This window comes from Sutterella parvirubra YIT 11816 (genome assembly GCF_000250875.1).
Taxonomy (GTDB): Bacteria; Pseudomonadota; Gammaproteobacteria; order Burkholderiales; family Burkholderiaceae_F; genus Sutterella; species Sutterella parvirubra.
Genome location: NZ_JH605011.1, coordinates 1 through 15098, shown reverse-complemented (window position 1 = coordinate 15098; position 15098 = coordinate 1). Strand labels below are relative to the sequence as shown.

The 15098-nt window shown below is 66.8% G+C and carries 14 protein-coding genes, 1 tRNA gene and 2 pseudogenes; 2 read left to right on the top strand and 15 right to left on the bottom strand.

Translation table 11 applies throughout. From position 1 onward, the window contains the following. The 13 genes and pseudogenes from HMPREF9440_RS12245 to HMPREF9440_RS08725 all read right to left on the bottom strand — a co-directional run. Positions 1 to 218, bottom strand: a pseudogene (locus tag HMPREF9440_RS12245) (alkyl hydroperoxide reductase subunit F); the annotation flags it as partial. Positions 219 to 336: 118 nt separating this feature from the next. Further along, positions 337 to 900, bottom strand: coding sequence for an alkyl hydroperoxide reductase subunit C (gene ahpC, locus HMPREF9440_RS08775; RefSeq protein WP_008543434.1), 564 nt, complete (start codon positions 898 to 900; stop codon positions 337 to 339). A 143-nt stretch (positions 901 to 1043) separates the two neighbouring features. After that, on the bottom strand, positions 1044 to 1412 hold the full coding sequence (locus tag HMPREF9440_RS08770; protein ID WP_040765370.1) for a helix-turn-helix domain-containing protein: 369 nt from the start codon (positions 1410 to 1412) through the stop codon (positions 1044 to 1046). A gap of 152 nt (positions 1413 to 1564) precedes the next feature. Beyond that, positions 1565 to 2659 (bottom strand): redox-regulated ATPase YchF, encoded by a 1095-nt coding sequence (ychF, locus tag HMPREF9440_RS08765; RefSeq protein WP_008543432.1) that lies wholly within the window; start codon positions 2657 to 2659, stop codon positions 1565 to 1567. 74 nt (positions 2660 to 2733) lie between these two features. Then, complete coding sequence (locus HMPREF9440_RS12240; protein WP_245523604.1) at positions 2734 to 3225, bottom strand: 2-thiouracil desulfurase family protein; 492 nt, start codon at positions 3223 to 3225, stop codon at positions 2734 to 2736. A gap of 39 nt (positions 3226 to 3264) precedes the next feature. Beyond that, positions 3265 to 3909: pseudogene (gene pth, locus HMPREF9440_RS12235) on the bottom strand (aminoacyl-tRNA hydrolase); the annotation flags it as partial. A gap of 37 nt (positions 3910 to 3946) precedes the next feature. Beyond that, positions 3947 to 5776: a DEAD/DEAH box helicase gene (locus tag HMPREF9440_RS08755; protein ID WP_008543429.1), complete on the bottom strand. Its 1830-nt coding sequence runs from the start codon at positions 5774 to 5776 to the stop codon at positions 3947 to 3949. 234 nt (positions 5777 to 6010) lie between these two features. Continuing rightward, positions 6011 to 6610 carry a 50S ribosomal protein L25/general stress protein Ctc gene (locus HMPREF9440_RS08750; RefSeq protein WP_008543427.1) on the bottom strand — a complete coding sequence of 200 codons (600 nt, stop codon included), beginning with the start codon at positions 6608 to 6610 and terminating at the stop codon, positions 6011 to 6013. Positions 6611 to 6688: 78 nt separating this feature from the next. Then, the gene (locus HMPREF9440_RS08745) at positions 6689 to 7648 is read right to left on the bottom strand and encodes a ribose-phosphate pyrophosphokinase (RefSeq protein WP_008543426.1); all 960 of its coding nucleotides are present in this window, start codon (positions 7646 to 7648) and stop codon (positions 6689 to 6691) included. A 129-nt stretch (positions 7649 to 7777) separates the two neighbouring features. Then, a tRNA-Gln gene (locus HMPREF9440_RS08740) sits at positions 7778 to 7855 on the bottom strand. Positions 7856 to 7868: 13 nt separating this feature from the next. Beyond that, positions 7869 to 8744 (bottom strand): 4-(cytidine 5'-diphospho)-2-C-methyl-D-erythritol kinase, encoded by an 876-nt coding sequence (gene ispE, locus HMPREF9440_RS08735; RefSeq protein WP_008543424.1) that lies wholly within the window; start codon positions 8742 to 8744, stop codon positions 7869 to 7871. Next, positions 8741 to 9253, bottom strand: coding sequence for a lipoprotein insertase outer membrane protein LolB (locus tag HMPREF9440_RS08730; protein ID WP_008543422.1), 513 nt, complete (start codon positions 9251 to 9253; stop codon positions 8741 to 8743). Before HMPREF9440_RS08730 ends, ispE begins: the two co-directional genes overlap by 4 nt. Beyond that, complete coding sequence (locus HMPREF9440_RS08725; protein WP_008543421.1) at positions 9250 to 11037, bottom strand: tetratricopeptide repeat protein; 1788 nt, start codon at positions 11035 to 11037, stop codon at positions 9250 to 9252. Before HMPREF9440_RS08725 ends, HMPREF9440_RS08730 begins: the two co-directional genes overlap by 4 nt. 91 nt (positions 11038 to 11128) lie before the next feature. On the opposite strand from HMPREF9440_RS08725, the gene HMPREF9440_RS08720 reads away from it, so the two are divergent. After that, positions 11129 to 12193, top strand: a complete 1065-nt coding sequence (locus HMPREF9440_RS08720) for an A/G-specific adenine glycosylase (protein WP_008543420.1) — start codon at positions 11129 to 11131, stop codon at positions 12191 to 12193. A gap of 1 nt (position 12194) precedes the next feature. Here the strand turns inward: HMPREF9440_RS08720 and rapZ are convergent, their stop codons facing one another. After that, the gene (gene rapZ, locus HMPREF9440_RS08715) at positions 12195 to 13091 is read right to left on the bottom strand and encodes an RNase adapter RapZ (RefSeq protein ID WP_040765489.1); all 897 of its coding nucleotides are present in this window, start codon (positions 13089 to 13091) and stop codon (positions 12195 to 12197) included. A 157-nt stretch (positions 13092 to 13248) separates the two neighbouring features. Here rapZ and HMPREF9440_RS08710 point away from each other — a divergent pair, with 157 nt between their 5' ends. Next, positions 13249 to 14436, top strand: a complete 1188-nt coding sequence (locus HMPREF9440_RS08710) for an AAA family ATPase (RefSeq protein ID WP_008543418.1) — start codon at positions 13249 to 13251, stop codon at positions 14434 to 14436. Between the two features lie 14 nt (positions 14437 to 14450). On the opposite strand, the gene HMPREF9440_RS08705 is transcribed toward HMPREF9440_RS08710, so the two are convergent. Beyond that, the gene (locus tag HMPREF9440_RS08705) at positions 14451 to 14981 is read right to left on the bottom strand and encodes a PTS sugar transporter subunit IIA (RefSeq protein ID WP_040765362.1); all 531 of its coding nucleotides are present in this window, start codon (positions 14979 to 14981) and stop codon (positions 14451 to 14453) included. Positions 14982 to 15098 lie beyond the last annotated feature (117 nt).

Below are 15098 nucleotides of genomic sequence, written 5' to 3'. Positions count from 1 at the left end.
AAGCGGATGCCGGAGGGTTCGACGCGGAAGCTCGGGCGGCGCTGGTCGGTGCCGTCGAGTTTGAGCGTGATGTTGTCGGAGAGCGCGGCGACCTCTTCGAGGAGCGTCTTCATCTCGCGCGCGCCGTCGCTGTCGTCGAGCGACGCGGTGAGCGTGACCGGGCGGGTGATGTTGGCGAAGTAGCTGCGCAGTTGCTGTTGGAGCGCGGCGTCGAGCATGGCGAAGTCTCTCTTTGCGGTGAATGTGAAAAGGGCCGCGGCGTTCGGCGGCGCGGCCCTCATGTCCGGTTCCCGACTCACGGATCGGGAACGGACTCGGCGTCGATGCGCCTACGGATTAGATCTTGCCGACGAGGTCGAGCGAGGGCGTGAGCGTGTCGGCGCCCGGACGCCACTTGGCCGGGCAGACCTGGCCGGGGTTGGCTTCGACGTACTGCGCGGCTTCGATCTTGCGCAGAAGCTCGGAGGCGTCGCGGCCGATGCCGCCGTCGTGGTGTTCCATCACGACGATCTTGCCTTCGGGGTTGATGACGAACGTGCCGCGTTCGGCCATGCCGTCTTCTTCGATGAGCACCTGGAAGTTGCGCGAAATGGCGAGCGTCGGGTCGCCGAGCATCGGGAACTGCACCTTGCCGACGGCGGCGGACGAACCGTGCCAGGCCTTGTGCGTGAAGTGCGTGTCGGTCGAGACGGCGTAGATCTCAACGCCGAGCTTCTTGAACTGTTCGTAGTTGTCGGCGAGGTCTTCGAGCTCGGTCGGGCACACGAACGTGAAGTCGGCCGGGTAGAAGAAGACGACGGACCAGTGACCCTTGAGGTCGGCGTCGGTGATGGTCTTGAACTCGCCCTGATGGAAGGCTTCGGCCTTGAAGGGCAGGATTTCGGTCTTGAGCAGCGACATGGGTTGGATCCTCTCGATGAGAAGGGTTCTCAATTAAGTTGAAAGGATCCTAGCACGCGTTTATCGCTCGTGCAAGCGCAAGAGATGAAATCTATTGTGAACGCCGCGAAAACCGCTCCGGAGAGCGGTTGTGAGGGCACCGGTCAGCGGAAGCGCTTCCGGAGTTCGCGGCGCAGATTGGGGGCGAGGCGCTCCAGGGCGTCCAGGGTCGTGAAGATCGAGGCGCGGCCGCGCTGCGAGAGTTCGCGGAAGCGGTTCAGGAGTTCGCTTTCTTCCTCAACGGCCAGGTGGCGCTCCTCCGTGATCACGTAGAGCACGTCGAAGCCGCAGGCCGCAAGGCGCGGCATGCGGTAGATGCCCGGGTCGGCTTCGCCCTTTTCGAAGCGCTCGTAGACGTCGAGCGGCACGCCGAGGAGCTGCGCGATCTGCCGGGGTTCGTACCCGAGGCGCTCGCGCTCGAGGCGCAGGCGCGCCCCCATGTCCTGTCGTTGTTTGGTCGATGTCGTCGCCATGTTCGTGCGGATGGTCGTGGGAGTTGCTTCTTTGAGTATAAGGGCGGAAGACGCCCGGAAACCGCTCCGAAAAAACGAAATGGGCCGGAATCCGTGGATTCGGCCCATTCGCGGGAGCGGCGCATCGCCGCTCCGGATGATCTCTTCGTCGATCAGACGTTGAAGAGGAAGTTCATGACGTCGCCGTCCTTGACGACGTAGTCCTTCCCTTCGGCGCGCATCTTGCCCGCTTCCTGCGCACCCTTTTCACCCTTGAAGGCGATGAAGTCTTCGTAGGCGATCGTCTGGGCGCGGATGAAGCCGCGCTCGAAGTCGGTGTGGATGACGCCCGCGGCCTGAGGCGCGGTGTCGCCCTTGTGGATCGTCCAGGCGCGGACTTCCTTCACGCCGGCGGTGAAGTAGGTCTGAAGGCCCAGGAGGTCGTAGCCCGCGCGGATCACGCGGTCGAGACCGGGCTCGTGCATGCCCATGTCTTCGAGGAACATCGCCTTGTCCTCTTCGTCGAGGTCGGCGATGTCGGCTTCGGTCTTCGCGCACACGGCGACGACCGGAGCGTTTTCTGTCGCGGCGAATTCGCGCACGGCGTCAAGAAGCGGGTTCCCTTCAAAGCCGTGGTCCTCGACGTTGGCGACGTACATGACGGGCTTGGCGGTGAGGAGGAAGAGCTGGCGGATCGTGGCGAGCTCTTCAGCGGTCAGGTCCACCGAACGGACCGACTTCCCTTCGTTCAGGGCGGGCTGGATCTTCTCCAGGACGAGGACGAGCTTCAGCGCTTCCTTGTCGCCCCCGGAGCGCGCCTGCTTCGAGTAGCGGTTCAGCGCCTTTTCCACGGTCTGGAGGTCGGCGAGCGCGAGCTCGGTGTTGATGACGTTGATGTCGTCGATCGGATTGACGCGGCCCGAGACGTGGACGATGTTGTCGTCGTTGAAGCAGCGCACGATGTGGGCGATGGCGTCGCACTCGCGGATGTTCGCGAGGAACTGGTTGCCGAGGCCTTCGCCCTTGCTCGCGCCGGCGACGAGGCCCGCGATGTCGACGAATTCGACGGCGGCGGGCACGACGCGTTCGGGCTTGACGATTTCGGCGAGGGCCTTCAAGCGGGGATCGGGCACTTCAACGACGCCCACGTTCGGCTCGATGGTGCAGAAGGGATAGTTCTCCGCCGCGATGCCGGCCTTCGTCAGCGCGTTGAAGATGGTCGACTTGCCCACGTTGGGAAGCCCGACGATGCCACATTTCAAACCCATGATTCTTCTCGGTCGATTCGGTTGGATGAGGCGGTGCGCCTAAGGGGCGCGCCGCCCGTTGGAAATACGGTTGCTCAGATTGTAGGCGAGTCCGTCGGCGCGGCAGGCCCTTCGGGGACCTGATCGAGCTCGGTCTCGGTGTAGATCGGGATCATGCGCCGCGTGAGCAGGTCGGCGGCGACGCCCTGGCCGGGACGAAGCGTCCCGGTGAAGGTGCCGTCGTAGACGCTGTCGCGCCCGCAGGAGGGGCTCTTCGAGCGCATGAGCGCGCAGGCGACGCCGCGCTTTCTCGCGAGCGCCACCGCGTCGCGGGCGCCCTTGAGATACGCGTCCGTCACGTCGACGCCCGCTTGGGTCTTCACCCGGGCCTGGCCCTCGACGACTTCGGCGCCCGCACCCCCGATGATCTCGGCGGGGTCGCGCGGAACGGAGAGGCCGCCCGCGACTTCGGGGCAAAACGCCACGATGTCGCCTTCGCGGTAGCCGCGGGCTTCGAGGATCGGACGCACGCTCGGGACGGTGCGGCCGTCGTAGCGGCAGGCTTCACCCAAAAGGCAGGCGCTCACGAGGATGGGCCCGCGCTTCGGGCCCGAGGCCTTCCCCTTGCCCTTCTTTGGCGCGGCTTCCTTCTTCGCGTCGTCCTTCTCGGCCTTCTTCGAGCCCGAGAAGGGTGCGAGCGCCCGCGTCGCCTTCGTCATGTCGCCTTCGGCCATGTCGTTCACCACCTTGAGGGCGGCGTCGATGCAGGCGTCCAAAGCCGCTTGGTGCTCGCGCGAAGGCGCGGAGAGGACGAAGTCGAAGACCTGCTGCGCCATCTGGAGGCGGCGCGGGTGGCCGACGCCGAGGCGCAGGCGCCAGAAGTCGGGGGTGCCCAGCTGCGCGGCGATGTCGCGCAGACCGTTGTGGCCGGCGTGGCCGCCGCCCTGCTTCAGGCGCATCTGACCCGGGTCGATGTCGAGCTCGTCGTGCGCGACGAGGATCTCCTCGGGCGAGATCTTGTAGTACTGCGCGGCGGCCTGCACGGCGCGGCCGGAGTTGTTCATGAACGTGAGGGGCTTCAGGAGCCAAACCTCACGCTCGCCCACGCGGATGCGGCCCACTTCCGCCTGGAACTTGCGCTCTTCGCGCATGACGGCGCCTTCGCGGCGCGCGAGCGCGTCGACGAAGCGGAACCCGGCGTTGTGACGGGTGCCCGCGTATTCGGGGCCGGGGTTCCCGAGCCCCACGATCAGACGGATTGCCTTCGACATGACTTACCTGAAGGGGGAATGGAGTGGACGCGCTATTTTAGCGGCGGGGACCGCGGCCGCCCCGGTTGAAGCGGTCGTTGCGGTCACCACGATCGAAGCGGTCGAAGCGGTCGAACCGGCGGGCGCCGCGCTCTTCGCGGTCCTGACGGTCTTCACGGTCTTCGCGCGGCGCGCGGCGTTCGGAACGTTCGCCGCGGTCTTCGAAGCGGCGCGGCTGATCGAGCTTCACCGTGACGTTGCGGCCCTTGTAGCGGATGCCCTGGAGGGCGTTCACCACCTGTTCGGCGAGTTCGCTCTCGACCTCGACGATCGTGAAGCGCTCGGCGATGTCGATCGCGCCGATCGAGCGGGAGTTGATCCCGGCTTCGTTCGCGACGGCGCCGACGACGTCCGCCGGGCGCACGCCCGCATCGCGGCCCGCGCCGAAGAAGAGGCGCGTCATGCCGGGTTCGGGTTCGGAGGAGCGTTCGCGGCGGGGGCGGTCATTGCGGCGCTCACCGCGCTCGCCCCGGTCGTTGCGGCGGCGCTCAAAGGGCGCGAAGGCCGGAATGTCGGTGTCGTCGTCCGTGCGGCCTTCGGCTTCTTCCGCGAGGCGGAGCGCCGCGGCGGCGACGTCGAACGGATCGTTTTCTTCGCAGAGCTGCTCGACGATGACGCGCCAGCGGTCGAGCTCCCCGGCTTCGAGGATCTCGGTCATCGCGGCCTTCGTCTGTTCGAGACGGCGGGCGGCGACGTCGTCGGCGCTCGGCACCGAACGGATTTCGATGCGGGCTTTCGTGATGCGCTCGATGTTGCGCAGATGGCGGTGTTCGCGCGGCTCCAGAATCGTGATCGCGGTCCCGGTGCGCCCGGCGCGGCCCGTACGGCCGATGCGGTGCACGTACGTTTCGTACGAGGCGGGAATGCCGTAGTTGACGACGTGGGTGAGGTTTTCGAGGTCGATCCCGCGGGCGGCGACGTCGGTCGCGACGATCGCGTCGACCTGACCGGCGCGCGCACGGCGCATCACGCGGTCGCGGGTCGGCTGATCGAGCCCGCCGTGGAGCGCTTCGACGCTCCAGCCGCGGGCGCGCAGGCCCTCGGTGAGTTCGTCCACTTCATTGCGGGTGCGCGTGAAGATGATGGCGAGCTCGGGGCCCTCGATGTCGAGGATGCGGCCCAGGGCGGCCTGACGGTAGTTGTGACCCACGACGTAGGCGATCTGCGGCACGCGCGGCGCTTCGCCTTCTTCGGTCTTTTCGCGCGCGATCTGAATGCGTACGGGGTCGGTGAGGTGTTCTTCGGCGATGCGGGCGATCCGCGGGGGGAGCGTCGCCGAGAAGAGCGCCGTCTGGGCGTTCTCGGGGAGCGCTTCGAAGATCGCGTCGAGTTCGTCCGCAAAGCCCAGGTCGAGCATTTCGTCGGCTTCGTCGAGGACGACCGCGCGGATGTTGCGAAGCTTCAAGGTCCCCTTTTCGATGTGGTCCAGCGCGCGGCCCGGCGTGGCGACGACGGCGTGGGTGCCGCGCTTCAGGGCGCGGATCTGGCGGCCGTACTCCTGCCCGCCGTAGATCGGCGTCACGAGCACGCCCGCGTCGCGGCCGTAGTTGTGGAGCGCTTCGCTCACCTGAAGGCAGAGTTCACGCGTGGGCGTGAGGATGAGAAGCACGGGGTCTTCGGCTTCGGTGCCGATCACGTGGCGCTCGAGGAGCGGGAGCGAAAAGGCGGCGGTCTTCCCGGTGCCGGTGGCGGCTTGGCCCAACACGTCGGCGCCGGAAAGGAGCGCGGGGATCGCGGCTTCCTGAATGGGGGTGGGTTCTTCAAAGCCCATCTGCGTGAGCGAAGAGACGAGGTTTTCGGAGAGTCCGAGTTCGGCGAAGGTGGCCATTGATGATTCCAAAGTGCGCCGATCGGTCCCGCACGAATGAAGAGCTGCGGATGGGACGAAGGGCGGAGTTGACGGGGCCGCGAGAGAAAAGAGGCGGCCTGCGGTGTGGGGTGTGGGCGCCCGGGGTGGCGGGCTTCACGGGGTGTTTGGGGGGCGGCCTCGCGGCCGCACAACGCAAAGGCCCGCAGCGGAAGTTTCCCCTGCGGGCCTTCAGGTGTCGAAGGAAGCTAAGGATTACTTGGCTTCTTCAGCGGGGGCTTCTTCAGCCGCGCCGATGATTTCTTCTTCAACCGGGGCGATGACCGAGGCGACGACCACGTCGTTGTGGACCGTCACGCCTTCGGGCATGGCGATGTCGGTGGCGCGCAGCGTCATGCCGAGTTCCATCTTGGAGAGGTCGACGGCGATGAATTCAGGCAGCTGCAGCGGCAGGCAGGTGACTTCGACGTAGGAAACGGCGTGCGAGATGATGGCCTTGCTCAGCTTGACGGCCGGGCTTTCTTCGGCGCCGGAGAAGTGCAGCGGCACGCGCATCGTGACCTTTTCGTCCGGCGCGATGCGCTGGAAGTCGATGTGCATGACCTGCGGCTTGTACGGATGCATCTGGAAGGCGCGGAGAACAACGAGTTCTTCCTTGCCGTCCAATTCCATCGTCAGGATCGAGGCGTGGAACTTTTCCTTGCGCAGAGCGTAGAAGATCGGATTGTGTTCGAGCTCGATCGGCGTCGCGGGCTGGGTGCCGCCGTAGATGATGCCGGGCAGCTTGTCCGCACGACGAAGGCGGCGGCTCGCACTCGTACCTTGCGTCTGACGCGTGGTGGCGATGACTTTCATGAAATTCTCCAGTGAGAGATTGAGTTGATGAAAAAACTCCCCGCAGTCGCGACCAACCGCGGGGAAGCGGTAGAAAACTTATTCGGTAAAGAGGCTGCTCACCGAGTCCTCACGCGCGATGCGCAGGAGGGTTTCGCCGATGATCGCGGCGCAGGAGACCTGGCGGATCTTCGGGCAGGCTTCGGCGGCCTCGGAGAGCGGAATCGTATCGGTGACGACGAGTTCGTCGAGGGCCGAATTCGTGATGCGCTCGATGGCGGCGCCGGAGAGCACCGGGTGCGTGATGTAGGCGTAGACGGCCTTCGCACCGCGCTCCTTCAGGGCGCCCGCGGCGTTGCAGAGCGTGCCGGCGGTGTCGACGATGTCGTCGGTGATCACGCAGGTGCGGCCCTTGACGTCGCCGATGATGTTCATGATTTCCGCGACGTTCGCGCGGGGACGGCGCTTGTCGATGATCGCGAGGTCCACTTCAAGAGCCTTCGCCATCGCACGGGCGCGCACCACGCCGCCCACGTCGGGCGAGACGACCATGAGGTCTTCGAGCTTGCGCGACTGAAGGTCGTTCAGAAGCACCGGCGTCGCGTAGATGTTGTCGACCGGGATGTCGAAGAAGCCCTGGATCTGGTCCGCGTGGAGGTCCATCGTGAGGACGCGGTCGACGCCGACGGCCTGGAGCATGTTCGCGACGACCTTCGCCGAGATGGCGACGCGGGTCGAACGGGGACGACGGTCCTGGCGCGCATAGCCGTAGTACGGGATGGCGGCGGTGACGCGGCGGGCCGAGGCGCGCTTCAACGCGTCGACCATGATCATCAGCTCCATCAGGTTGTCGTTCGTCGGAGCGCAGGTGCTCTGAAGGATGAAGACGTCCTTGCCGCGGACGTTGTCAAGCAGCTGAACCATCACTTCGCCGTCGCTGAAACGGGTGACCGTCGCTTGGCCGAGCGGAATGTTCAGATACTGGGACACAGCCTGGGCAAGCTTGGGATTGGCGTTGCCCGAGAAGACCATCATACTTTCCGGCACCGTGGTGACCATGATTGAGCTCTTTACTTGGTGAGGCGGACCGCACGGGCGGCCGCGGAGGTTGAGGCGGCGTCTTGGGAAACCGCCCGTTCGGAAGCGCGCTCTCCGCTGCCGGCGGGCCCGCTTCGGGTTAAGGGTTCGTGGCAGGGGTAGAAGGATTCGAACCTTCGAATGCCGGAATCAAAATCCGGTGCCTTAGGCCAGCTTGGCGATACCCCTGTCCGAGAGTATTTCAATCAGTCAGCCAGTCCGAGAGCGGATGCTTCGCCATTCCGCTCACTCCGCGCACCGCCCAATCTCCGGGAAACGACGCCGCGAGGGCGTCGACGTCCGAGCGTTCGGGCAGCACGGCGAAGACGGCGCTCCCAGAGCCGGTCATTCGGGGATCCAGCCCCGCCGACGCGAACATCGTCTTGGCGTGCCGGACCGCTTCCGAAAAGGCCTCGGCCACGGGCTCGAGGTCGTTGCGACCCGGCAGTGCGGGCCAGGTTTTCCGGACCAGGTCTGAAAAGAACGCTATTGTGTGGGAAGGCGTGTCCCTTGTCAAGTTGGGCGCCGCAAATATTTCCCCGGTCGGGACGTGCGCCGCAGGCCATGCGACGAGGTACCGCGAGGCCGGGAGATCAAACGGCCGGAGCTTTTCGCCGAACCCTTCCGCGAAGGCCGTCCGGCCGAAGATGAAGAAGGGCACGTCGGCGCCGAGCCGCTCGCCGAGCTTCATGAGCTCCCCGCGCGTGAGCCCCAGGTTCCAGAGCCGGTTGAGACCCATCAACACGGTGGCGGCGTCGGACGACCCGCCGCCCATCCCGGCGCCTGCGGGGATGCGCTTCTTGACCCGGATCCTCACGCCGCCCCTGGGCTTCCTTTCCGCCATCAGAAGGCGCGCCGCGCGCACCGCGAGGTCCTTCTCGGCGTCGCAGAGAAGGTCTCCCGTACGCTCGACCCTCCCGGGTGCGGTGCCGGAGAGGTCCCAGAGGTCGATCTCGTCCGACCAGTCGATGAGCGTAAAGACGCTCTCCAGGGCGTGCCGCCCGTCGGGGAGGCGCCCGGTCACGTGAAGAAAGACGTTGAGTTTGGCGGGGGCGGGAAGCCCCAGGGCGGACTTCATTCTTGTGTGGGATCCAAAAGAATCGTGACGGTGACGGGGGGTTCCGTGAGATGCGTGAAGCGAAGCCGCGAGGGTGCGCCCGACGCCTCACGCGAGAGCACCGTCGCGCGCCAGTCGCCCGCGACGGTTTCGTTTTCCGCCGGGGGCGTGGTGAGCATCGCTTCCAGCGCGTCGACGGGAAGCGCGAAGCCCAGCTGCGCCGTGAGGAGCGCGTCGAGGTCGGGACCGGTGAGGGGGTCCGCGGCGCCCCGCGCGATCGAGGCGCCTTGGGGCGTGCGCTCGATCCGGGCGATGACCCCTGAGAGCGGCGTCAGGAGGTCGAGCCTCGAGAGTCCCGGGGCCTTGAGGTAGAGAAAGCGCCCGGAGACGTTTTCGACGCCCTGCGGCGTCTTCGCCGAAAGGCTGAAGCGGCCTTCGCGGCGGATCGCCCCTTCGGGGACGACCGCGCAGCCCGCGAGCGCAAGGGCGCCCGCGAGCGCCAGGCCCAAAACCGTCCGGCGCGCGGTCACGGCTTCTTCCCCAAAAGTTCGCGCAGACGGGCGACGGTCGGGTGCTCCGGATCGTGCTCAAGGAGTTCGGCGAAGGTGGCTTCCGCCGCCTTTTGGTCGCCCGACTTCTGGAGGATGATGACGAGGTGAGCGGCTACTTCGGCGTCGTAGAGCTTCTTCAAGGACGCCGACACGAACTCGCGCGCGGCGCGCAGGCGCCCTTCGCGGTAGCAGAGCCAGCCCATCGAATCGAGGATGTAGGGGTTGAGCGGATCGGCGCGGTAGGCCTTTTCAAGGAGCGCACGCGCTTCGGTGAGGTTGCGGTTCTGCTCGACCCAGAGGTAGCCCAGCGCGTTGTTCGCCTGGACGTGCTCGGGGTTCATCGAGAGGAGCGTCTGAAGGCGCTTTTCCGAGAGGGCCGAGTCACCGGTTTCCTGCGCGAGCATCGCGGCCTCGTAGAGGATTTCCGGGTCGGTCGGGTGTGCTTCCAGCGCGGCGTTCATCACTTCCAACGCTTCCGGGGCGCGGCCCTTTTCCATCAGGAGGGAGGCTTCCGCGGAGAAGAGCACCGGGGCGTCGAGCTTCAGGTTCGTGCGGGCGGTGCGAAGGGTCTGCAGCGCTTCTTCCGTCTTCCCGCCGTCCGAGAGCGCCACCGCTTCGCGAAGACGCGCCTGCACGGCGAAGGGACCGGCCTGAAGTTCGCGGTAGTAGCGGGCCGCGGCGGTGAAGTCGCGCTTCGTCAACGCGGCGTTCCCGAGCTGCAGCCACAGTTCCGCGCGCGAGAGGTCGACCGCGGGGTTTTCCTCGCGCACGCGCTTCACGTATTCGGTGAGCCAGCGGGTCGTGCGCTCGACGTCGTTCAGTTCGGCGGCGATCTGACCGGCGTTCTGGTAGATGCGCAGGTTCTCGCCCGCGTCCTTCACGGCGCGCTCGGCGGCTTCGAGCGCCTTCGCGCGCTCACCCGAGCGCTCCAGCGCACGGGCCAGAACGATCCGCACGTCGGCGTCCTTCGGACGGCGTTTCAGGTGCTCGTTCAACATCCGGAAGGCGGCCGTGCGGTCGCCCTGCCAGCAGATGTCGGCGGCTTCGACGAGAAGGGACGAATTCTTCGGGTCGAGGGCGATCGCCTTTTCGGCGGCGCGGCAGGCCTGCACGCGGTCGCCCGCGGTGCGGCGCAGCTGCGCCATCGCGATGCCGACGTCGGCGCGCTTCGGGTACTTCGCGGCCCAGGGGTCCAGAATTGTCACGGCGTCGCGCACCCGGTTGGGAGGAAGCCCCCGGAAGATGCGGGCCGTGGTCGCGAACCAGGCGCCGGGATCGGCCTTGCCCTTCTCATCCTTCCGCGCGTCGAACCGGCCCGCGGCTTCCGTGAGGAGCTTTTCGGCGTCCTTCGGGCGGCCCTGCTTGACGGCGTCGACCAAAAGCGTGTTGAGGGCACCGGCCGAAAGGGGATCGAGCTCGTACCAGAGCTTCGCCGCCTCGACCATCCGGCCCGAGTCCTGCGCCTGAACGGCCGCTTCCCAGGCCTGCCCCGCGAGTTCGGCGCTCCGTTCGCGGCGCGCCGCGTCCATGTAGGCGTCGTACGCGAAGCCCGGTTCGCCGCGGTGGCGCGCGATGTCGCCCGCGATCACTTCGAAGGTCGTGATGTCCCCGCGCATCACCTTGGGGTGCCCCGGGGGCATGCCCTTCATGCCGGGCATGGCCGAGGCCGCACCGGCGGCGAGCAGGACGAGCGAACAAAGAAGACTGACGGCGGGACGCGGCATGGCTGCGGGGTGAAATTCGTTGAAAAGAACGCGGTCCATTTTAATGGTCGGAGGGTCGCTGTCCCGGCGAACGTGTGAGAATGTGCGTTTCATCCCGTTGACCGGATCCACTCTTCGTCCTCCATTCCCGATGACCGCTTTCGCCGAACGACTCACCCGCTGGCAGCGCTCCGAAGGCCGCAAGGCCCTCCCGTGGCTGCGCACGCGCGATCCCTTCCAGCGCCTGGTGGCGGAGGTGATGCTCCAGCAGACGCAGACGGGGACGGTGGCGCCCTATTGGGAGCGCTTCGTCGGGCGCTGGCCCACCGCCGCGGCGCTCGCCGCGGAAGACCGCGACGTCGTGATGAAGGCCTGGGAGGGCTTGGGCTACTACCGGCGCTGCCGGCTCCTTTGCGATGCGGCCGAACGCGTGGTGACGGACTTCGGCGGCGTGACGCCGTCCGACTACGCGTCGCTCCTGACGCTTCCCGGCATCGGGGACGCGACGGCCGCGTCCTTGGCCGCGGCGATCACGGGTGAGCGCCGCGCGATGATCGACGGGAACGTGAAGCGCGTCCTCTCGCGCGTCTTCCGGATCGAGGGCGCCGTGGGCGAAAAGGCCTTTGAAGCTGAGGTGCGCTCGCGCGCCGAAGCGGAACTCCCCGGGACGGAGGACATGGCCGCCTACACGCAGGGGTTGATGGACCTGGGCGCGACCGTCTGCCGCCCGAAGGCGGCCGACTGCGGGCGCTGTCCCGTGGCGCTGCTCTGCCGCTCGCACGCGGAGACGCCCGGGGAGGAAACGGCGCTTCCCCGCCCGAAGAAGCCCTTGGCGAAGCAAAAGCTCGCCGTCGGGATCGTCCTGGTCAGGAGTCCCTCGGACGAGGTGCTCCTGGGGCGCGCGCCCGAAGGCGTCTGGCACGGGCTTTGGGTGCCGCCGATGGCGGTGCTCCCCGAGGAGGCGTCGGAGAACCTTCCCCGCCGCCTCAAGGATCTTCTGGGCGTGATGGCCCTGGGTGAGGAACTCCCGGCGATGCGCCATGAACTCACACACCGGTCGCTCACGATCCGTGCGTGGCTCTTGGACGTCGATGCGGCGACGTTCGACGCCCTGAAGGCGGAACTCGTGGGCTTCGAAACCTTCCCTGTGGCGGGGCACCCGGCCGTGCCGGTGCCCGTGAAGCGCTATCTCGCCGTGCTCCGCGAGCTCGGCTGAATCAGGCCGTCTGCACCGTCGCCTCGGGGGCGAGGCGCGCGAGCTGCTCGGCGATGCGGTGGCGCACGATCACGCCGGCGCGGCCCGCAAAGCGACGCCCCAACGTTTCCGCCACCCAGACGGAGCGGTGCTGTCCGCCCGTGCACCCGATGCAGATCGTGAGGTAGTGGCGGTTCTGGCGCAGGTACGCCGGAATCCAGGTTTCAAGAAACGCGGCGATGTCGTCCACCATCCGGCAGGCCTCGGCGCCCGCCGCCAAAAAGCGCGCGACGGGTTCGTCGCGGCCGGTCAAGGGCCGCAGCGCCGGGTCGTAGTAGGGATTCGCGATGCAGCGCACGTCGAAGACGAGGTCGGCCGCCGTGGGGATCCCGTGCTTGTAGGCGAAGGATTCGAACGTGATCGTCATGCGGGCGCCCGGCTCTCCCGCGAACTGCTGCACCCAGCGGCGAAGCTGCGCGGGGAGGATCCCCGTCGTGTCCATGATCATGCCGCGTTTGGCCATCGGCTGAAGAAGCTCGGCCTCCAATTCCACCGCTTCGCGAAGCGTGAGCGTCTTCCCTTCGTGCTCGGCGCGGATCGAGAAGGGGTGCCGCCGGCGGGTTTCCGAAAAGCGCTTGATGAGCTCGTCCGTGGAGGCCGTCAGAAAGAGCACCCGTACGTCGAAACCCTCTTCGCGGAGCTTCGCGAGCGACTCCGACACTTCCTTCATCGTGGCGATCGAACGGCCGTCGATCGCGACCGCAGCGCGCTCTTCGCCGAGGCTCCCCAGGCGGTGGGCGACCGGCAGCAGAAACTCCGCGGGGAGGTTGTCCACGCAGTAGCAGCCGCTGTCTTCGAGCTGTCGGATCGCGATGGATTTGCCTCCGCCGGAGAGGCCGGTGACGAGAATGAGCTGCATGGTGGGGCGCGCCTTGGTGGGTGAATGGGCGAGGCCCATTCTTGCACGAACGGAGGGCGATGAACCGTCCTTTCCCGGGGAAACGTCTCAAGGTCAAGACATCCGCGGCCGGATTGGAGTATGGTGAAGCGGTACCCCTTCACCCCCGGAACATCTCATGCTCATCACCTTCGCCCTCGACAACTGGAAGTCCTTCAGGGACCGCGCGGAGCTCCGCATGACGGCCGTCTCGGCGGTCCGGCCCCGCGAGCGTCTCTTCTTCGTTCCCGAATACCGCATGCGGCTTCTTCCGGTCGCCGCGCTTCACGGGCGCAACGCCTCGGGGAAGACGGCCTTCGTAGAGGCGCTCGGCTTCCTGCGGGACTTGGTTCTGCGCGGGACGCCGAACCCGGACGGGAAGATCCCCGTTCGCCCCTTCAAACTGGAATCGGAATGCCTGAGGCGTCCGACCCGCTTGGAGCTCAAAACGTTCATCGACGGGCGCATTTGGTCCTACCGGGTGAGCCTCACGCCGGAGCGGATTCTCGACGAGCGGCTCACGTTGGCGTACGAACGCCGGGAGGGCGAAACCATGCGGTTCGACGAGGCGTTCTTCCGCTCGAAGAACGAGCTCGAACAGCTTCGGCTCATCGAACGGTCGACGAGGGAGAACCAACTCTTCCTCACGACGGCGGTTCAGTGCAATGCGGTGAGGCTTCGCCCGCTTTACGACTGGTTTGCGCGGCTCAGCGTGTTGACGCCCCGGTGCGGGAGCGTTCCCGTCGAGGCTTCGGGTGATCCGAAGCATCCTTTGGGCGAAGCCGTGACGCAGATGATGCGGGACAGCGGAATCGGACTGGTGCGTCTCGAAGCGGTGCGCGTTGAGGGCCCCGCCGATCGGATGGGCTTGCTCGGAGAACGGCTGGCGCTTCTCGGCTCGGACGCCTTCCTCGCGGAGGACATGTTGGTCCGGCGCGAGGGAGGCGGGGTTGTTCTTGAGCGCCTTCGGCCGATTCTGAAGAACGCCCGGGGCGAAGAGACGGCGCTCTCGTGGAGCGACCTGTCGGACGGCACGAGGCGTCTACTGGCGCTGGTTCCCGTCTTTGCGCAACTCAAGGAAGGCGTCGACGGGGTCTTCGTGATCGATGATCTCGAGCTCGGCCTCCATCCGAACGTTTCGGCTTGGCTCGTGAAGTCCGTCCTGGGCGCAGAGGGACCTGCAGGCAGGGCTCAGCTGGTCTTCACGACGCATGACGCGAATCTTCTCGACGCGGAACTTATTCGGCCCGACGAAGCGTGGAGCGTCGGGAAGAGTGCCGCGGGCGCGTCGACGCTGCGGTCGGCCGCTGACTTCGGGAGCTGCTGAAGCCCGGGTCGGCCTCAGTTCTCTTCCGAGGAACCCTCTTCGCCGTTTTCTTCGTGCCAGGCCGAGTCGAAGTCGCTGTGAAGGTCCGCGGGCGGCTCCCACTCGTGAATGAGGCGGCAGACTTCGGTGGCATCGGGCGCGCTCATCAAGGCCTGGCGCATCGGGCGGTCGTTCATGATCGCCGCGCACTCGCGCAGGATCCCGAGGTATTCGGAGGAATCCCCTTCGGGGACGATGAGGCAGAAGAAGAGCTGCACGCCGCGCCCGTCCGGGGCGTCGAGCATGACGGGCTCCGCCGTGCGCAGCACGACGAGGCAGGGCTCCGTCACCCCTTCGATGCGGCCGTGAGGAATCCCGCAGCCCGCACCCATGCAGGTCGAGCCGAGGCGCTCGCGCGCAATGAGCGCGTCGAAGGCTTCGCTGTGGGCGACGCCGTAGGCGGATTCGAGCAGAAGCGACGCTTCTTCGAAGAGGCGCTTGCGGCTCGCGGCGGCGATGTCGAGGCGAACGGCGTCGAGGGTGACGTAGGGTTGAAGAAGGTTCATGCGGGAGGTGTGGCCGCCGGTGTTTACGGTGCGGGCGGACCCGTGGAAAAAGGAAGTGTAGTCTACCGAAATCCGTATTCGGCCGCGCGGGGTGCGTTGGGGCGCGTACAGGAATTC